The sequence below is a fragment of the Streptomyces tailanensis genome, from assembly GCF_008386495.1.
GTDB lineage: Bacteria > Actinomycetota > Actinomycetes > Streptomycetales > Streptomycetaceae > Streptomyces > Streptomyces tailanensis.
On sequence record NZ_VTHJ01000003.1, the window covers coordinates 152,859 to 171,072 of the forward strand.

Genomic DNA, 18,214 nt, shown 5'->3' on the forward strand with positions numbered 1-18,214 from the left:
ACCTGCCACTGACAGTCCAGATGGTGACAACCGCCACTGACAGAGCACGACCGATGAGTAACGCTCCCGGAAAGGGTCTACCTCCGTGAAACAGCGGAACCCGGTAGACGCAAGGAGGCAGCCATGCGCCGTACGACCGTGCAGAAGCCCCTGAGGAAGTCCGAGTCCCGCCGGATGCGGGAAGAGGCGGACGAACGCCCCGTCGAGCGCCGGGAAGTGCGAAAGGACATCGCGCGCACCTGGTGGCCGGACGGCTGAGCCCACCCGGCACACGCGCGTGTGTGTCCACAAATTCCAGCAAAGCAGCCCCCGCACCCGACGCCCGGCCTGGGCGCCGGGCGTGGGGGCTCCGTCATGACCGGACGACACACGTACGTGTCACCGGATGTGCACGTGTCAGCCGACGACCGAAAGGCAGGTCGTCGGGGTCGCGTGGGCCGGGTCGAGGGCGTTGGCGACCTCGTGGAACGCGATGCGGTCGATGAGGCCGATCGCCGCGTGCTCGGAGAGGTCGGCGGCGCACAGGTCCTGAAGGAGGATGTTCCGCACGTTGGGCCCGTTCAGGAACTGTGACCGGTACGGCGTGACCACCTCGTCGTACTTGGTGGCGAGCACGGTGTACGTGACGCCCGGGACGGTGTCTCCGCCCGCGTTGAGCTTGGTCATGAAGGGCGAGCCGGCCACCTGGTCGGCGAGGGCGGGGGTGGAGGACGACAGCAGATCGCCGGCGCCCGGGAAGTACTTGAGGAGTTCGGTGAGGCCGCCCAGGGTCGTGCCGTGGTTGGAGGGTGCGATGCCGACGAGGGCGTTCACCTCCGCGGCTCCGCCGAGGAACTTGAGGTAGTAGCGGGGCATCATGCCGCCCTGCGAGTGCCCGACGAGGTCGGCCTCGGCGGCTCCGGTCGCGGCGAGCACCCTGTCGACGAAGGCGTCCAGTTGTTCCGCCGACTTGTCGATGGGGCCGAGGCCGTTGAAGAAGGCGACGCCGGGCAGTTGGCCGTAGTCGACGGAGTAGACGCAGTATCCGCGGTTCACGAGATACGGCGCGAGGCCCAGCCAGTTGTCCACGGAGTTGGCGAAAGTGCCGTGGACGAGGACGACGGGGCGCGGGTGGGCGCTGGAGGGTTTGCAGGAGTAGTCGTTCCAGCCACGGCTAGAAACGTCGGCCGCCTCGGCGGCGGTGGCGGGGACGGCGGTCACGGCGGAGGCCAGAAGCAGGGCGGCCAGGGGTCTGATCAGGCGCTTCCAGGGCAGCATCGAGTGATCTCCTTGCGGCTCAAGGGACGTGCTACGGCGTGCGCCCAGTGATCCGGATCACGAGGATGCTGTTCTTCTTCGCCAAGTTACGGGCGAGTAGAAAAAGTGGGAAGTTACGCGTCAGTAAAAACTTCAACGGTCACCAGGCGGGCCGGATGGGGCCGTAGGGCGCGATGCGCGTCAATTGATCGCGCAGCACCCGCACTTCACCCTCCCCACCGAGCAGTTCGGCCCACTCCTGGATGACCTCCGCGGCCGCCTCCTCCGCCGCCCGAGTACAGCCCCAGCCCCGCTCGGTCAGCACGACCAGCCGGGCGCGCGCGTCCCCGGGATGCGGCCGCCGCTCGACGTACCCCTTGCGCACGAGCTCCTCCACGAGCTGACTGGCGGCCTGTTTGGTCACGCCGAGATGGGTGGCGAGGTCGGTGACCGTGGCGCCCCCCCGGGAGAGCCGGGTGAAGGCGAAGCCGTACGCGGGCCGCCCCTCGAAACCTCGGGCGACGACACCGTCGTTGATGCGCTGCGTGAGGTCGCCCGCGGCGGCGAGCAGGGCGGCGGTCAGGGCGAGGGCCTCGGAGTTCTGCACACCCGCATTGAAACACCCTTGACGGATTGGTCAAGCTGCTTGACCAATCTACATAGTCAAGCAGCTTGACCAAGCTAATCCATCACACATCCTCTACGGGGAGGCAGCCATGCCAGTCATCCGCTCGTCCGAAGCCGTCGTCCACGAGTTGCACGGCGCCCGATTCATCTCGCACGCCTCAACCCGCACCGGCAGCAAGGAACTCTGCGCCTGGCGCGGCGAGATCCCCGCGGGCACGAAGGCCCCCGCTCACACCGTCGACCGCGAGGAGATCTTCCATCTGCTCGACGGCGAACTCCTGATCACCCTCGACGACCGGACCCACCGCATCACCGCGGGCGACACGGTGATCATCAACCCGGGGACGACCCTCGCCGTCGAGAACCCGACGGCGGCGGTCGCGGTCTCCTGGGTCACCACGTCCATCGGTCTTGAGGCGGTGCTCGCGGACGGTACGCGGATCGCTCCGCCCTGGGCGCGCTGAGGCCCGGCCGCAGGCACCGATCAGGCGGTCACGCCGCGTGCGGCCCCCTGTTGACGATGGCGGCCGGGCCCACCGTGCCGGGTCCGTACCGTTCGTTGAGGGCGTCGATGACGGGCTCCGCGCGCAGCCGTGCCTCCCTGCCGCGGTCCAGTGTCAGCTGGGTGTGGGCCAGGGCGGCGTCCACGAGGTGCTCGGCGGTCAGGGTGAGCCGCCGAATCCGGGCGCGCTGGAGGCCGTAGCCGTCGAGGACGGCGTACACCGCCTCCCTCAGGTCGTCGGTGTGGGCCGAGGGCGCGGGCAGGGTCCGGGTCCTGGACAGGTCCCGCCGGTCGGCCGTCCGTACCGTGACGGTGATCCGGCGTGCCGCCCGGTCGCGGGTGCGCAGTCGTGCGCCGAGTTCCGTGGCCAGCCGCAGCGCGGCGGCGCGGATCTCGACGCCGTCCAGTGTGTCGAGCGGGAAGTCCGCGCGGACGCTCACCGACTGCGCGCCGCGCCCCGGGACGACCGTACGGCGGTCGATCCCGTGTGCGCGTTCCCGCAGCTCACGGCCGGGCTGGCCGAGGATCCGCAGGACGGTGCCGGCCGGGAGGCCGGCCAGTTGCCCGACCGTCTCCACGCCCAGGCTCCGCAGCTCCGCAGCCTGCGCTCGCCGGATCCCGTACAGGTCCTCGACGGGCAGCGGGCCCAGGAACGCCTCGGCCTGTTCCGGTACGACGTACCGGATGCCGCCGGGTCCGGCACGGGCCGAGGCCATCGCGGCGACCGTCCAGGAGGGGCCGATGCCCACGGCCGTGTCCAGCCCGTACCAGGCCAGGGCCTGCACCCGGATCCGCTCCGCGAGATCGACCGGCCCCGCCCCGAACAGCCTTAGCGCACCGCCGAGTTGGGCGACAGCGGCGGACGGCGCCAGCGCCTGCGCGGCAGGTGTGAACCGCTCCAGCACCGCCATCAGCTCGGGCAGCCCTTCGGGACGCGACAGCCGTACGTGGAAGAAGGTGGACGGCTTGTCGTCAGGTACGCGAACAATGTTCATCCCGCACTCCCTGGACTCTGGTGCCACAACTTCCGTACGTTCGTGGGCTCTTCGCCCGCGGGCCGCAGATCGGCCCATGGATTCATCTCGTATCCGGTGGGCATGCGGATGCGCCGGCCGTTCGTGGGGTCGCGGTGGGTGCCCTCCGCCACCGGCTCCGCCAGCCGTGGCATCACCGCGTCGAGGCCGCCCTCGCGGCGCAGTTCGACGAGTTCGGCGAGGTTCCAGGCGGCCGCGCCGACCACGCTGAGGCTCCGCGGGCCGCGCCGCTGCACCACGCCGCGCACCAGCAGCAGCCAGGAGTGGAAGACGGTGTGGGCGCAGGCGTCGTGGGAGTCGTCGAAGAAGGCGAGGTCGACCAGGCCCGTGCCGTCGTCGAGGGTGGTGAAGATGACCCGTTTGCCGGAGCGGATCGGCGGGGTCTGGGTGGCCGCCTTGGCGCCCGCGACCAGGACCGTCTCCCCGTGCCGTGCCTCGCGCAGCCGCCGCGCCGGCACCACGCCCAGCTCGTCGAGGAACTTCCGGTGGTCGTCCATCAGATTGCGCGAGACGTCCATCGACAGCACGCCCAGCTCGGCGCTGAGCCTCTCGGCGGAGGACAGGTCCGGCAGCCCGGCCGGCGCGGTCCTGCGCCCGCCCGCCAACGGCAGCTGACCGCCACCCGCACCGCGGGCGCCCCGGTGCAGTTCCGTCAGGTGCAGTTGCAGGTCACGCCGGTTGGCGCCGAAGTCGTCCAACGCGCCGACCTGGGCGAGTCGCTGGGCGAGCGGTCGGCTCGGCCGCGCCCGCTCCCAGAAGTCCAGCAGCGAGGCGTACGGCTGCCCGGCCTCGATCCGCGCCGCCTCGGCCTCGTTGATGCCGTGCACGTCGGAGAGGGCCAACCGCAGCCCCCACACCATGAATTCAGACACCAGTTCGATACAGTGTGCGACCGCCGACCGGTTCACGTCCACCGGCAGGATCGGCACCCCGCGCCGCCGCGCGTCCGCCAGCAGCAGCCGCTTCGGATACATCCCGGGGTCGTGCGTGAGCAGCCCCGCGTAGAAGGCCGCCGGATGATGCGTCTTCAGCCACGCCGACTGGTACGTCGGCACCGCGAAGGCCACCGCGTGCGCCTTGCAGAAGCCGTACGACCCGAAGGCCTCGACGATCTCCCAGGTCCGCGCGACCGTCTCGGCGTCGTACCCCTTCGCCGCCGCGTGCTGCGCGAACCACACCCGGATCCGCCCCTGCGACTCCGGGTCGGACAGCCCGCGCCGCACCCGGTCCGCCTCGTCGCGTCCGCAGCCGGTCATGATGTCGACGATGTGGATGATCTGCTCGTGGAAGACGACGACGCCGTACGTCTCCTTCAGCGGTTCCTCCAGGTCCGGATGCGGGTAGCGGACCGGCGCCCGCCCGTGCCGGGCCGCGATGAACGGCCGCACCATGTCGGCGGCGACCGGCCCGGGCCGGAAGAGGGAGATGTCGACCACCAGGTCGTGGAAGGTGGCCGGTTGCAGCCGTCCGACCAGGTCCCGCTGGCCCGGCGACTCGATCTGGAAGCACCCCAGCGTCTCGGTGGAACGGATCAGTCGATACGTCGCCGGGTCGCCGTCGCCCCGTTCGAAGTCGAGCGCGTCGAGGTCGAGCCGCTCCCCCGTCGCCCGCGCCACCTCCGCCACCGCGTGCGCCATGGCCGACTGCATCCGCACCCCGAGCACGTCAAGTTTGAGCAGTCCGAGGTCCTCTACGTCGTCCTTGTCGAACTGGGACATGGGGAACCCCTCGCCGCTGGTCGGCATCACCGGCGTACGGGCCAGGAGGGAGGCGTCGGAGAGCAGTACTCCGCACGGGTGCATGGCGACTCCGCGCGGGAGGGCGTCCAGGGCCTCCACCAGCTCCCACAGCCGGCCGTACCGCTCCTTCTCCCCCGCCAGCTTCCTGAGTTCCGGCAGCTCTTCGAGGGCCGCGCGGGCGTCGCGGGCCCGGATGTGCGGGAAGGACTTGGCGATCCGGTCGATGTCGGCGGGGTCCAGGGAGAGGGCCGCGCCCACGGCGCGGACGGCGTGGCGGACGCGGTACGTCTCCGGCATCGCGACGGTGGCGACCCGCTCGGTGCCGAAGCGGGCGATGATCGCGCGGTAGACCTCCAGACGGCGCGCGGACTCCACGTCGATGTCGATGTCGGGCAGCACGGTCCGCCGCTTGGACAGGAACCGCTCCATCAGCAGGCCGTGTTCGACGGGATCGGCATGCGCGATGCCGAGGAGGTGGTTGACGAGGGAGCCCGCGCCGGAGCCGCGTGCGGCGACGCGGATGCCCATCTTCCGTACGTCGTCGACCACTTGGGCGACCGTGAGGAAGTAGGAGGCGAAGCCGTGGTGGGCGATGACGTCCAGTTCCTGGTGCATCCGGTCCCAGTAGGCGCGCCGGTGGTCGTAGCCGTGCAGCACCATGCCCGCCGCCGCGCGTGAGGCCAGCGCCCGCTGGGCGGTACGGCGGCCGGCGCCGACGAGGTGCGGCTCGGGGAAGTGGACGGTGCCGAGGCCGAGGTCGTCCTCCGGGTCGACCAGGCACTCGGCGGCCGTGGCGCGGGTCTGCTCCAGCAGGCGGTACGCGACGCTGCGGCGGTACCCGGCGGCCTCGACGACCCGCTCGGCGACGGCCAGCATGGCGTCCGCGTCCTTGAGCCAGGCCTCGCCGGAGTCCAGCTCGCCACGGGGGTCGACGGGGACCAGGCGGCGGGCCGCGTCCAGCACGTCGGCGACCGGGCCCATCCCGTGGTCGGCGTACCGGACCGCGTTGCTGAGCACCGGGCGGATCCGCTGCTCGGCGGCGAAGCCGACGGTACGGGCGGCCAGCCGCAGCGAGCCCGGGCCGGTGCCTTCGCGGCCGTGCCACACCGCCTCCAGGCGCAGGGCGTCGCCGTACGCCTCCCGCCAGGGCGCGAGGAGCTTCGCGGCGCGGTCGGGGCGCCCGGCGGCGAGCGCGCGCCCCACGTCGGAGGCGGGGCCGAGCAGGACGGTCAGGCCCTCGGCGGCACACTCCTCCCAGGGCAGCAGGGGCGGGCTCCCCTCTTTCTCACTGTCGCCCGCATGCGCTGCAGTAACGATTCTGCAGAGCTCGGCCCAGCCGGTCGCACCCTCCCGGGCAAGGAACGTCACCCGGGGTGTCGACTCATCGATGAAGGCACCCCCGCGCACGGGAGCACGCCGCCGCACCTGCCGCACGGTCGGCGCGGGCTCCCCCACCGCCAGCTCCACCCCGAACAACGGGCGGATCCCCGCCGCGGCACAGGCCTTGGCGAACCGGACCGCGCCCGCGAGGGTGTCCCGGTCGGTGAGGGCGAGGGCGTCCATACCCCGCTCGGAGGCGCGCTCGGCCAGCCGCTCCGGGTGCGAGGCGCCATAGCGCAGGGAGAACCCGGAGACGGTGTGCAGATGCGTGAATCCCAGCACGCACACCTCCGTGGTTCGCACGCTCACTCGAACATCAGTTCACAACCTTCCCGCCTCCACCATAGACCACTTTTCGAACCTCTGTGCGATCACCGCTCGACCCCACCCCACCTGCGCAAACGCCCGGAGGCTTCGCCTCGCAGGCAACGGCGGGGGCCGCCATCACCGTGGTGATGGCGGCCCTGAAGGAGAAGCCGGAGCGCCGGACTTCCGAAGCGTGAGCCCCGGGCTTTCCGGCTCTTCGAGCCTCAGCCGATCTGTGTACCGGTCGCCGACAGCGCTTCGGTGACGGGCTGGAAGAAGGTCTCGCCGCCCGAGGTGCAGTCGCCGCTGCCGCCGGACGTGAGGCCGATGGCCTTGTCGCCCGAGAAGAGCGAGCCGCCGCTGTCGCCGGGCTCGGCGCAGACGTCGGTCTGGATGAGGCCGTTGACGATGTCGCCGCTGCCGTAGTTCACGGTGGCGTCGAGGCCGGTGACCGTGCCGCTGTGGACCTGGGTGGTCGAGCCGCTGCGGGTGACCTCCATGCCGACGGTGGCCTCGGCGGCGCCGCTGATGGCCTGGGCGGAGCCGTTGTAGAGGTTGACCTCGCTCGGGTGGTCGACGTCGGCGGTGTACTTGACCAGGCCGTAGTCGTCGTCCGGGAAGCTGGAGACCTCGTTCTCGCCGATGACCTGGCCGTCGGCCGACCACTCGGAGATACCCTCGGTGCAGTGACCGGCCGTCAGGAAGAACGGCTCGCCGCCCTTGACCACGTTGAAGCCGAGGGAGCAGCGGCCGCTGCCGCCGGTGATGGCGTCACCGCCCGCGACGAAGGGCTTGAACTCCCCCTTCGTGCGCTTGAGTTCGGCCTTGGCGCCGAGGCCGTCCACGACCTTCGTGAGTCTCGCCAGCTCGGCCTTGGAGACGGTGCGGTCGGCGGTGACGACGACCTTGTTGGTGGTCGGGTCGGTGGCCCAGGAGGTGCCGGGGATGGTGGCGTCCTCCTTGAGGGTCGTCCGGGTGCTCTTCAGCTCGGCGAGGGAGTTCTCGACGATGCGGGCCTTGGCGCCGGCCGCCTCGACGGTCTCGGCGGCGGCCTCGTCGAGCACGTTCACGACGAGGAGCCTGCTCTTCGCGTCGTAGTACGTTCCCGCCGCGTCGGTGCCGAGGTCCGCGCCGAGGGTCGAGGCGAGCTTTCCGGCCGCCGTGATCGAGAGCGCCTTCGGCTCGGCGGTCGGCGCGGTCTCACTCGCGTTCGCAGTCTGGAAGGTCACTCCCGCGGCGACGAGTGCGGCGATGCCCGCACCTGTCACGACGGCACGGCGCCTGGGTATGCGTCGGTGCTTCAACTCACGTCCTCCTGTGGGGGGTTGGCCGGAGAGGGTTGTGGGGACCCCCGCCGGCCGGAAGGCGTACGGACAAGGAGGCGACGAACAACAAAAACGCCGCGTCCATGCCAACTCTGCGGCGCCAACTATTCCTAGCCGCACAGGGCGCACACAAGGTCGACTTCAGGCCCCGCATCAGGGCGCAAACGCCGCGACGGCGCACACCCCCGCATTGTTACCGTCTGGTATCACGCCACGTGAATTCGCACCTCGGACCAGGTGAATTCGCACTGCAAACACGCGACGCGACGACCCCTTCAGCAGCGGGTGAGGTCTAGTCCTGTCCGAAATTCGACACCTCAGGGCCCGAATCCAAACGGGGCGCCCGACGCGGAAGTTGCTCCTGCACCGGTTGCCGGTCGACAGCCGGCTGCTGCGGGGGCGCCTGCTGGGCCCGCTCCAGGAACCGCAGCAGCTCCACCGGGAAGGGCAGTACGAGCGTGGAGTTCTTCTCGGCCGCCACCGTCACCACCGTCTGCAGCAGCTGCAGTTGGAGTGCGGCGGGTTGCTCGGACATCTCCTTGGCGGCTTCCGCGAGCTTCTTCGACGTCTGCAACTCGGCGTCGGCGTTGATGACCCGGGCCCGCCGCTCACGGTCGGCCTCGCCTGCCGGGCCATCGAGCCGAGCCGGAACACCACACCCCGCTCGTACTGCTGCACCACCCGCGCCGCCGACACCACGTACACCGCGCCGCCCGAACGAGGGCGAGCCCCTCGCACACCAGGTGTGCGAGGGGCTCGCCTGCTGCCGGCCGCAGCTGTGCTCGGGGCGGGTGCCGGGGGAAGAGCACCGGCTCCGAGTGGAACTGACGGTCAGGAGACCTGTCAGTAGACCTGTCAGTAGACAGCGACGCCGTAGGCGCTCAGTGCCTCCGTGACAGGCTGGAAGAAGGTCGTGCCGCCGGACGTGCAGTTGCCGCTGCCGCCGGAGGTGAGGCCGTACGCCACACCGTTGCTGCCGTAGAGCGGGCCGCCGGAGTCGCCGGGCTCGGCGCAGACCGTGGTCTGGATCATGCCGTAGACGACGTCGCCGCCACCGTAGTTGACGGTCGCGTTGAGGGCGGTCACGCGTCCGGTGCGGGTACCGGTGGTGGAGCCGGTACGGATGACGTTGGTGCCCACGCTCGGGGTGGCGGCGCTGGTGATGTCCACGCTGCCCGCGGTGCCGTCCTTGGTGATGGACGTGTTGCTGTAGCGCACGATGCCGTAGTCGTTGGTCGGGAAGCTCGACCCGGTGGTCGGACCGAGGACCGTCGTACGGCCGGAGTTGGAGTACCAGGTACCCGCGCCGTCCGTGCAGTGACCGGCGGTCAGGAAGTAGTACGTGCTCCCGCTGCGGACGTTGAAGCCGAGGGAGCAGCGCCAGCTACTCGCATAGATGGCGTCGCCGCCCTTGATCAACTTGTTGAACTTCCCCGGGGTCCGCTTGATCGTCAGGGCGCCGGCGTTGTCGCCCGCCGCCTCCTTGATCTTCGCGAGCTCCGCCTGGGAGACGGTGCTGTCGACGGTGACGACGACCTTGTCCGTCGCCGGGTCGATCGCCCAGGCGGTGCCCGGGACATCGGCCTTGAGCACCGATGAGCTGGCGCTCTTCAGCTCGGCAGCGCTGAAGGTCTGGGTGCCGGCCGCGCTGGCGGTGGGGACCGTGACGGCGGCTGCGGCCACGAGTCCGGTGGTCACGGCGATCAGCCGAGTCCGTCTCGCTATGCCGCTGCGGGGGGTGGTGCGCTTGATCCTCACTGTTCGTTCCCTCCTAAAGGGAAGTCGGGGGCCCGCGTGGGGTCGGGGCCCGTGAGGCGCAGATCAAGGGCATCGTTCCGGATTCCGGACACGCCGTGCCCCTGACAAGGCGCTGCCGGGAAGTATTCGGTGGTACGGCCGATCCCCGCAAGGGTGCCTTTCAGTCGCGCGGAATCCAACCGGCGTGCCACCCACGGCAGTTGAACTCATCTACGGGGTATGTGCGGGTTCTGTGTAAATCCTGAGGGCGTTCTCGGTGTCGGCCGCCTCCGACCTGTCCAGCGCGAACGCCGACTCCCCGCCGAGCGGCCATCCGACCTCCGCGCCGGCCGCCGACAGCACCCGCAGGACGCTTCTCCCGCCACCCGGGGGTGTCCGGAAGTCGCCCCACCGAACGGCCCACGATCCGGCCGACCGCTTCAGCAGTCACAGCCGCAGCCGTCACAGCCGCAGCAGTCGCACCCCTCACAGCAGTCGCAGCAGTCGCAACACCGGCAACAGCCCTCGCGCTGCTGCCGGGACCACGGACCCTCGTACTCCTCGGCACAGCACAACTGGCAGGTGCAGCACAGCAGCGAGAACATCCCGCAGCCCGCCCAGAACCCCCGCCGCTGCGGCGGCTGCGGAGACGGCAACCCACCGAAACCGCCGGAACCACCACCACCGTGTGCCCCATCACCCCCGGCGAACGGATTCCCGCCACCTCCGGCGTACGGATTCCCGCCGTCCCCGGCGTACGGATTCCCGCCACCCGCGTACGGACCTCCCTGCTGCGGCGGCCCTCCGTGCTGGTGGGACACGCACACCGGCACCGTCCCGAAGGCCCGGTCCACCGAGCGCCGCAGTTCATGCACGAGGAGCAGATGGGCCAGCTTGCCGTCCACGAACGCGACCTCGCGCAGCGCGAGCCGTATCCCGTGCAGGGCGTCGTCGGCGAGCCCCCGGGCCTCGGCCAGGGAGGTACCGGTGGCGGTCAGCGGGTTCCAGGCGCCGGCGGCGGCGTCCGCGGCCTGGTCCTCCACCGCGTCCAGCAGATGGGCGAGCCGTCCGAAGAGGCGGCCGGCCTCGGCGAGCGGTTCGGCGTTGCCGGGGCGTCCGGCCAGTACCGCCGTATGCGCGAAGGCGGCGGCGGTCGCGGTCCCGGTCGGCTCGGTGACGGTCAACAGCGGCGTCCCCGGCCCGGCGAGCGCCTCGATGGCCGGCTGCCGGTCCACCGCGTCGACCAGCACCGCCGTGTCGAACCCGACATCCGATCCCGTACGAGCGCCCGCGCGCCCCCAACTCGCCGCGACCCGGCGCGCGGTCGGCGCCACCAGCCCCCGGGCGAGCAGCCCGTCCCCGTCGGCCACGTGGTCGCGCACCTTGGCCGAGGCGAGCACCAGCGAGACGGCGGCGGCGAGCCGCGCGCCCTCTCCCCGCGCGACGGACGCGGTACGCATCCCACGCAGCGGACAGGGCCCGACGGTCCGCCGCCAACCCGTGGTCCGCTCGGCCTGAGCCTCCGTCAGGACCGAGACGAGCAGGCCGTCATAGTTGGTCACGACCCGGGCGAACTGCCCATGGTCCCCGCGCAGCGCGAGACAGAGCCCGCACAAATGCGCCATCTACTGCGCCCGCAGCCCCTCACCGAGTCGATGGCTGCAAGGCCTCACGATTCCGAACAACGAAACTCCCCCGTGTCCACCGCATTGCCCCGTGTCCGCCCCGCGAGCATGCTCGACCGTCGCCGATCGCAGCGCCGGAACGTTCACCCGTACGCACCGCACTCACCCAAACGCCGTGAACAATATTATTTCACTCCCAGTCAGCGGACGTGTACGGCAGAGCCCTTGGGGCACATGGACTCTCGACGAATTCGTTCTGCACCAGTACCGTCACGAAACCCCCGTGCGGCGTCTATCCACTTGGCGAGACATCCGCATCATGGACGACGATAGGGATGCGGAAAGAGACAAAGACCGCTGTGAGAGGAGGCGTCCATGGGATCGGTGCGCAAGGCGAGTGCCTGGCTTGGCCTCGTCGACGACAACGATGACGAGCGTTACTACGACGACGACTACGCCGATGAGCGGGAGTCCTCGTCCGGCGAGGCCTGGGTCACCGACCCCCGCGTGAAGGTCACGTCCGAGTCCGCGCAGGAGCAGGGCCGCCGGATCGGCACGGTCACGCCTGACAGCTTCCGCGACGCCCGGCACATCGGCGAGCTCTTCCGGGACGGCGTCCCGGTCATCATGAACCTCACGAACATGGAGCCCGCCGACGCCAAGCGTGTCGTCGACTTCGCGGCCGGCCTGATCTTCGGTCTGCGCGGTTCCATCGAGCGGGTGTCCAACCGGGTGTTCCTGCTGACGCCCGCCGACACGGAGATCGTCAGCGGCGAAGCCGCGGGCCGTCCGGCCGACGGTTTCTTCAACCAGAGCTGAGGCAGGGCGGCTCACCCGCCCGCCCCCCGGTGTTCACCACGTTCACGAGGTTCACGACGTCACTCGTCGAACACGTTCGTGGTTACCGGAAGGCGTCGAGACCGGTGAGCGCCTTGCCCAGCACCAGTTGGTGCATTTCGACGGTGCCCTCGTAGGTGAGCACGGACTCCAGGTTCGTCGCGTGCCGCATCACGGGGTACTCGAGTGAGATCCCGTTCGCGCCGAGGATCGTGCGGGCGGTACGGCAGATCTCGATCGCCTCTCGTACGTTGTTCAGCTTGCCGAAGCTGATCTGCTCGGGACGGAGTCGTCCCGCGTCCATGCGCCGCCCCAGATGGTGGGCGAGCAGAATCCCCTTGTGCAACTCGACCGCCATGTCGGCGAGTTTGGCCTGGGTGAGCTGGAATCCCCCGATCGGCTTCCCGAACTGCTCCCGCGTCTTCGCGTATTCGACGGCGGTCTCGAAGCAGGTGCGCGCCGCTCCCATCGATCCCCACACGATCCCGTAGCGGGCGTGGGAGAGACAACTCAGCGGCCCCTTCAGCCCGGTGACCTGCGGCAGTACGGCATCGGCGGGCAACCGTACGTCGTCCATGACGAGTTCACTGGTGACGGAGGCGCGCAGGGACCACTTGTGCTTGATCTCCGGCGCCGCGAACCCGGGGCTGTCGGTCGGCACGACGAACCCCCGGATGCCGTCGTCGGTCCGCGCCCACACGACGGCGACCCCGGCGACGGACCCGTTCGTGATCCACATCTTCCGCCCGCCAAGCACCCAGTCCCCGCCGTCGCGCTTGGCGTACGTCCGCATCGACGCCGGGTCGGACCCGTGGTCGGGTTCGGTGAGGCCGAAGCACCCGATGACCTCACCGGCGGCCATGCGCGGCAGCCACTGCTGCTTCTGCGCCTCGCTCCCGAACCGGTGAATGGCGTACATGGCGAGGGAGCCCTGCACGGACACGAGCGACCGGATCCCCGAGTCGGCGGCTTCGAGTTCGAGACAGGCGAGCCCGTACTGGACGGCACTGGCCCCGGCACACCCGTACCCGCTGAGCGACATCCCCAGCGCCCCGATGTCCCCCAACTCCCGCGCGAGCTCCCGAATCCCGGGCAACTCCCCCGTCTCGTACCACTCCGCGACGTGCGGCAACACCCGATCCGCCGCCCAACTCCGCACGGTGTCACGCACGGCGAGGTCTTCGGGGCTCAGCAGGTCGTCGAGGCCGAGCGGGTCGGCGGGGTCGAAACTCATGGCAGCCTCCGGCTCACGAAAACTAGCAACGCTAGTTACGATTCGACGCCGACGTTATCGCCATGCATAGCTGCGGGCAATCGTGCCGCTGGGGGCGGCACGGGTGGGCGCAGCGGCACCTCGTAGCGCCGAGCAGCGCACCCGACCGCCGCCCAGCACCAGCCGCCGGGCGCCCCAACACCACTCAGCGCACCGATTCCGCACGTACCGGCTGCACAGCCGTCGCCTCCCGAGGCCCCGGCACATCCGCGGAGGTCCCGCACTCCATCACCCGAGGCAGCCGCAGCGCCATCACCGCCCCCAGCACCAACAACCCCGCACTCACCAGCAACGTCACATGCAGCCCATGCACGAACGAGTCCCGCGCGGCATGCCGCAGAGCCTCACCCGAGGAGCCCCCCAGCCGCCCGGCCACCTCGTACGCCTCGCCGAGCGAGTGCCCGGCCGCGTTGGACGCCGCCGTGGGAACACCCGGCACCGAGGACAGCCCGGGCGCGTACGCCGCGTTCATGACGCTGCCGAGGAGGGCGATACCGATACCCGCGCCCAGCTGGTAGGACGTCTCACCGATCGCGGCCGCCCCGCCGGCCGAGGACGCCGGCGCCTCGCTCAGCATCGACTCGTACGCACCGAAGAGCGTCGTCTCCAGGCCGAAACCCAGCAGGACGAACCCGGCGAGCAGCAGCCCCGCGTTGTCGTGGCGCCCCATCGCCGTGAGCAGGACGACCGCGAGAGCGGTGAGGCAGAAGCCGAGCGACACCATGCGGCGCGGCCCGAAGCGGTGCAGCAGATGGGAGCCGACGAGCCCGGCGGCCATCGCGGCGATGGTCAGCGGCAGCAGCCGCAGGCCCGTCTGAAGCGGGGACAGCCCGAGGACGAGTTGCAGGTACTGCGCCGCGATCAGTTCGAGCCCCACCAGCGCGAGCATCGCCAGCACGATGCAGCCGACCGAGGTGCTGAACGCGGGGCGCGCGAACATCCGCAGGTCCACCAGCGGGTTCGCCCGCCGCCGCTGCCGTCGTACGAACGCGGCCAGCAGGGTGCCGCCCACCAGCAGGGCCAGCGCGGTGCCCGGGGCGAACGGCGGGTGGCCGCTGCCGAGCTTCTTCACGCCGAGGACGATGCCGAAGAGACCGACGGCGGCCATGAGGGCGCCGACCACGTCCCAGGGACCGTCGCGATCGCCCGTCGACTCGGGCAGCAGCAGTCGCCCGATCGGGAGGCTGACGAGCATCAGCGGGATGTTGACGAGGAAGACCGAGCCCCACCAGAAGTGCTCCAGCAGGAACCCGCCGAGCAGCGGGCCGACGGCCGCGCCGACGGCGGCGACAGCGCTCCAGACGCCGATGGCGAGCGCCCGCTCACGTCGGTCGGGAAACACCTGGCGCAGGATCGACAGCGTCGCGGGCATGATCATCGCGCCGCCGACGCCGAGCAGGGCGCGGGCCGCGATCAGGATCTGGGGGGTCTCGGCGAGGGCCGCGAGCCCGGAGGCGACGCCGAAGAGGGCGTATCCGAGCAGCAGGATCCGTCTGCGGCCGACCCGGTCGCCCAGCGTGCCGAAGAGGATCAGCAGCGAGGCGCAGACCAGCGGGTAGACATCGACGATCCAGAGCAGTTCCATGGCGCCGGGCTTGATGTCCTCGGTGACGGCGGGCACCGCCACATGCAGGACGGTGGCGTCGACGGCGACCAGCAGCAGGCTGACACAGAGGACGACGAGGACGACCCAGCGGTTTGCACCGGCCCCGGCCTCCCGACGGCATCGCGCGGCGGCCGTGGTCGTCCCGGACATGTACGTACCTCCCAGATGCTCTCGCGTTCGGCGGAACCGGCGGGGCGGGGACTCCCCGGCGGCCTCGGCCCGGGAGGAGCGGCGTCCCGGACCCGCGCAACGAAAGGCGAGTGAGCGGTCAGCGTACGCGAGTTCCGGCCGGTGAAGCGTGGTGGGCGTCTCATGAAAGCTTCATACGGCATGTGGCGTACGCCACGCCGTCGCCCGTCCACGGCTCCTCCATAACTCCTTCATCGCTTACCGACCACCACGTACGCGCGTCCGGCCCGGTTCCTGGCTGCGCCGATAATCGAGCGCGTGACCGATCTTGCTACGCGCCCGGCGCCGCCCCTGCTGAGCCGGGCCGCCCCCGCACTCCTCGGGTACGCCGCCGTGCGCGCCCTGGGGCTGGTCGTGCTGGCGCTGTGGAGCGCGGCCCGCGACAAGAGCGCCCTGACGCTGCTGTCGGCCCGCTGGGACTCGCTCTGGTACACACGCGTGGCGGAACTCGGCTACGGCTACGAGGTGCGCCTGCCGAACGGCGACGTGCACTCGAACCTCGCCTTCTTCCCGTTGCTGCCATGGCTGGAGCGGGCGGTGTCGGCGGTGACGCCACTGTCGTACGCCCACGCCGGTCTCGTCGTCAGCACGCTGGCCTCGCTGGCCTCGGCCTGGGGGATCTTCGCAGTCGCCGACCATGTGTACGGACGACGGGTGGGCATGTGCGCCGTACTGCTGTGGGCGGTGCTGCCGGTCGGAATCGTGCAGTCGATGGCGTACACGGAGTCGCTGTTCACCGCGCTGGCCGCGTGGGCTCTGTACGCCGTCCTGACAGGCCGCTGGGTGATCGCCGGCGCCCTGGCCGCCCTCGCCGGGCTGACCCGTCCGGTGGGGCTCGCGGTGGTGGCGGCGGTGTGGGTCGCGGCGATCATGTCGTACCGGCGGGACGCTCCGCCATCCGCGGGCAACCGGAGCGGGACGACATCGGACGGCGCATCCTCCTGGGCATGCGCCCTCGGAATGCTTCTCGCGCCCCTAGGTGCCGCCAGTTACGTCCTGTGGGTGGGTCACCGCACGGGCAAGGGCCCCCTCGGTTATCTCGACGTCCAGGCGGGCTGGCGCAACGGCTTCGACGGCGGGTACGCCTTCGCGCGTTTCGTCGCCGACAAGTTCACGTCGTTTCCGTCGGCCCCGGCGGGTGTCGGGCTGATCATCGGCGTCGCGCTCCTCATTTGGCTGTACGTGGTCTGTGTACGGCAGGGTCAGCCGCTGCCGTTGCTGGTGTACTCGGGGGTCGTCACCGCGCTGGCGCTGTGCGCGTCGAGCTACTTCGGCTCGAAACCACGTCTGCTGATGCCCGCCTTCCCGCTCCTGCTGCCCCTCGCCCGAGCCCTGGCCGGTACGCGAACACGCAGGTCGGCGGTGATCCTCGGCGGTGTGGCGGTGGTCGCTGCGGCCTACGGGGCGTTCTGGCTCAATGGCTCCGGTCCCCCGTGACCGGCCCCCGGCTCACGGAGAGCGAACGGGTAATTCCACGTAAGCATTCGGTGAACGAATTCAAAAGGGCCGCAAAACAGGTGGCCGGCATTGGGCCATGGAATTGAAGGTCAAGCACCTCGGGGATTCGGCATTCAGCAGAAATAAACATCATTCTGAGAGCAATCCCACATCACGGCGTCATCACAAAGCCGGTGATTCACGTCGCGTCGGAGCTCACTCGCTGTAACGTCGATTGAGTGCGTACCGAACCAAAGCCGACCCGTCTGGACCGGGTCTTCTCCAGACTGGACCGTGAGCCGGAACGACCGGCTCACATCGATGTCCCCGTAATGACCCGGCACCGGGTGGTGCTGTTCGCCTCCACGCTCGTCTTCTACGCGGCCATCGTGTGGGCCGTCGTGATCACGTCGTGGCTGGTGCGGCTCGACTGGCAGATCATGTTCTTCCGGCCGTACCAGCAGTGGCAGGAGATCCACGCGTTCCTGGACTACTACGTCGTCCTGGGCCAGCGTGGCCCCACCGCCGTGATGGTCGCCGCCTGGCTGGGCTGGCGCTCGTGGCGGCAGCACACGCTGCGCCCGATGCTCGCGCTCGGTGTCTCGCTGCTGCTGCTCAACATCACCGTCGGCGCCGCGAAGATCGGCATGGGCCGTCTGGGGCCGCACTACGCGACCGAGATCGGCTCCAACGAGATGTGGCTGGGCGGCGACATATTTCCTTCGGGGCACACCGCGAACGCCGTGGTGACCTGGGGAATCCTCGCCTACCTGGCATCGACGCCGAGAGCGAGACGCTGGCTGTCGGCGCTGTCCGCCGTGATCTCGCTCGGCGTCGGCCTCACCACGGTCTATCTCGGTACGCACTGGTTGAGCGACGTCCTGCTGGGCTGGGCCGCGGGCCTGCTGATCATGCTGGCGCTGCCCTGGTTCGAGCCGCTGATCGCCCGCGCCGAGGCCTGGATCTTCTCGCTGCGGGACACCTGGCGCGAACGCCGTACGGCTCCCGTACCGGCGACACCGGCCACACCCGCACCGACGGCCGTGGGCGCGTCCACGCTGCGCGCGCCCGGCGAGGAGCCCGCGAACCCCCGCGACACGGGCATCGCCGCCCGCACCGCCCACCCCCCGATCGTGCCGTTGCACCTGGCCCATGGACCCCATCCGTCCAGGTCGGAGCGGCCCCCGGCCGCACCGATCGCCCCGATCACCCCGCTCGGCTCCCGCCGTCCGCCGCACGCGGACCGGGTCTCGCGGAGCACGACCTCGGCCCGGCCGGTCGCGGGAGGCTGACACGAGACAACGGGGCCGGTACGCACAACCCACCCCCGCAGAGCGAAGGCCCGGCTCGCCACGAGCCGG

Annotated in this window: 14 protein-coding genes and 1 pseudogene; 5 read left to right on the forward strand and 10 right to left on the reverse strand. The window is 70.5% G+C overall.

Features of this window, described 5'->3' with window-relative positions; genetic code table 11:
* Window positions 1–123 precede the first annotated feature (123 nt).
* On the forward strand, window positions 124–258 hold the full coding sequence (locus tag F3T56_RS49235; RefSeq protein WP_268257058.1) for a hypothetical protein: 135 nt from the start codon (window positions 124–126) through the stop codon (window positions 256–258).
* 138 nt (window positions 259–396) lie between these two features.
* On the opposite strand, the gene F3T56_RS04350 is transcribed toward F3T56_RS49235, so the two are convergent.
* Window positions 397–1,257 carry an esterase/lipase family protein gene (locus F3T56_RS04350; protein WP_149823336.1) on the reverse strand — a complete coding sequence of 287 codons (861 nt, stop codon included), beginning with the start codon at window positions 1,255–1,257 and terminating at the stop codon, window positions 397–399.
* A 139-nt stretch (window positions 1,258–1,396) separates the two neighbouring features.
* A complete protein-coding gene (locus tag F3T56_RS04355; RefSeq protein ID WP_149823337.1) occupies window positions 1,397–1,843 on the reverse strand; it encodes a MarR family winged helix-turn-helix transcriptional regulator in 447 nt (148 codons plus the stop codon).
* Between the two features lie 109 nt (window positions 1,844–1,952).
* Here F3T56_RS04355 and F3T56_RS04360 point away from each other — a divergent pair, with 109 nt between their 5' ends.
* Window positions 1,953–2,327: a cupin domain-containing protein gene (locus F3T56_RS04360; protein ID WP_149823338.1), complete on the forward strand. Its 375-nt coding sequence runs from the start codon at window positions 1,953–1,955 to the stop codon at window positions 2,325–2,327.
* Window positions 2,328–2,355: 28 nt separating this feature from the next.
* Here the strand turns inward: F3T56_RS04360 and F3T56_RS04365 are convergent, their stop codons facing one another.
* From F3T56_RS04365 to F3T56_RS04390, 6 genes and pseudogenes are all read right to left on the reverse strand, one after another.
* Entirely contained in the window at window positions 2,356–3,360 is a 1,005-nt protein-coding gene (locus tag F3T56_RS04365) for a DNA polymerase Y family protein (RefSeq protein WP_172638795.1), read from the reverse strand.
* Window positions 3,357–6,800, reverse strand: a complete 3,444-nt coding sequence (locus F3T56_RS04370) for a DNA polymerase III subunit alpha (protein WP_149823340.1) — start codon at window positions 6,798–6,800, stop codon at window positions 3,357–3,359. Before F3T56_RS04370 ends, F3T56_RS04365 begins: the two co-directional genes overlap by 4 nt.
* 248 nt (window positions 6,801–7,048) lie before the next feature.
* Window positions 7,049–8,128: a S1 family peptidase gene (locus tag F3T56_RS04375; RefSeq protein WP_149823341.1), complete on the reverse strand. Its 1,080-nt coding sequence runs from the start codon at window positions 8,126–8,128 to the stop codon at window positions 7,049–7,051.
* Between the two features lie 313 nt (window positions 8,129–8,441).
* Window positions 8,442–8,771 (reverse strand): annotated as a pseudogene (locus F3T56_RS04380) (slipin family protein); the annotation flags it as partial.
* Between the two features lie 233 nt (window positions 8,772–9,004).
* A complete protein-coding gene (locus tag F3T56_RS04385) occupies window positions 9,005–9,907 on the reverse strand; it encodes a S1 family peptidase (protein WP_149823342.1) in 903 nt (300 codons plus the stop codon).
* A gap of 419 nt (window positions 9,908–10,326) precedes the next feature.
* The gene (locus tag F3T56_RS04390; protein ID WP_172638796.1) at window positions 10,327–11,511 is read right to left on the reverse strand and encodes a DUF5685 family protein; all 1,185 of its coding nucleotides are present in this window, start codon (window positions 11,509–11,511) and stop codon (window positions 10,327–10,329) included.
* Window positions 11,512–11,886: 375 nt separating this feature from the next.
* Here F3T56_RS04390 and F3T56_RS04395 point away from each other — a divergent pair, with 375 nt between their 5' ends.
* Window positions 11,887–12,330 (forward strand): cell division protein SepF, encoded by a 444-nt coding sequence (locus tag F3T56_RS04395; protein ID WP_149823343.1) that lies wholly within the window; start codon window positions 11,887–11,889, stop codon window positions 12,328–12,330.
* 82 nt (window positions 12,331–12,412) lie between these two features.
* Here F3T56_RS04395 and F3T56_RS04400 read toward each other — a convergent pair whose 3' ends face one another.
* Together F3T56_RS04400 and F3T56_RS04405 are read right to left on the reverse strand one after the other, a co-directional pair.
* On the reverse strand, window positions 12,413–13,582 hold the full coding sequence (locus F3T56_RS04400; protein ID WP_149823344.1) for an acyl-CoA dehydrogenase family protein: 1,170 nt from the start codon (window positions 13,580–13,582) through the stop codon (window positions 12,413–12,415).
* Between the two features lie 184 nt (window positions 13,583–13,766).
* Window positions 13,767–15,377, reverse strand: a complete 1,611-nt coding sequence (locus F3T56_RS04405; RefSeq protein WP_149823345.1) for an MFS transporter — start codon at window positions 15,375–15,377, stop codon at window positions 13,767–13,769.
* Window positions 15,378–15,674: 297 nt separating this feature from the next.
* Here F3T56_RS04405 and F3T56_RS04410 point away from each other — a divergent pair, with 297 nt between their 5' ends.
* Window positions 15,675–16,853, forward strand: a complete 1,179-nt coding sequence (locus F3T56_RS04410) for a glycosyltransferase family 39 protein (protein ID WP_149823346.1) — start codon at window positions 15,675–15,677, stop codon at window positions 16,851–16,853.
* 239 nt (window positions 16,854–17,092) lie between these two features.
* Window positions 17,093–18,145: a phosphatase PAP2 family protein gene (locus F3T56_RS04415; protein ID WP_149823347.1), complete on the forward strand. Its 1,053-nt coding sequence runs from the start codon at window positions 17,093–17,095 to the stop codon at window positions 18,143–18,145.
* Window positions 18,146–18,214 lie beyond the last annotated feature (69 nt).

What these genes read in the sequence shown, in the direction of transcription:
- F3T56_RS49235 (WP_268257058.1), top strand. Translation starts at nt 124, where the DNA reads ATGCGCCGTACGACCGTGCAGAAGCCCCTGAGGAAGTCCGAGTCCCGC.
- F3T56_RS04350 (WP_149823336.1), bottom strand. Translation starts at nt 1,257, where the DNA reads ATGCTGCCCTGGAAGCGCCTGATCAGACCCCTGGCCGCCCTGCTTCTG.
- F3T56_RS04360 (WP_149823338.1), top strand. Translation starts at nt 1,953, where the DNA reads ATGCCAGTCATCCGCTCGTCCGAAGCCGTCGTCCACGAGTTGCACGGC.
- F3T56_RS04365 (WP_172638795.1), bottom strand. Translation starts at nt 3,360, where the DNA reads ATGAACATTGTTCGCGTACCTGACGACAAGCCGTCCACCTTCTTCCAC.
- F3T56_RS04390 (WP_172638796.1), bottom strand. Translation starts at nt 11,511, where the DNA reads ATGGCGCATTTGTGCGGGCTCTGTCTCGCGCTGCGCGGGGACCATGGG.
- F3T56_RS04395 (WP_149823343.1), top strand. Translation starts at nt 11,887, where the DNA reads ATGGGATCGGTGCGCAAGGCGAGTGCCTGGCTTGGCCTCGTCGACGAC.
- F3T56_RS04400 (WP_149823344.1), bottom strand. Translation starts at nt 13,582, where the DNA reads ATGAGTTTCGACCCCGCCGACCCGCTCGGCCTCGACGACCTGCTGAGC.
- F3T56_RS04405 (WP_149823345.1), bottom strand. Translation starts at nt 15,377, where the DNA reads ATGTCCGGGACGACCACGGCCGCCGCGCGATGCCGTCGGGAGGCCGGG.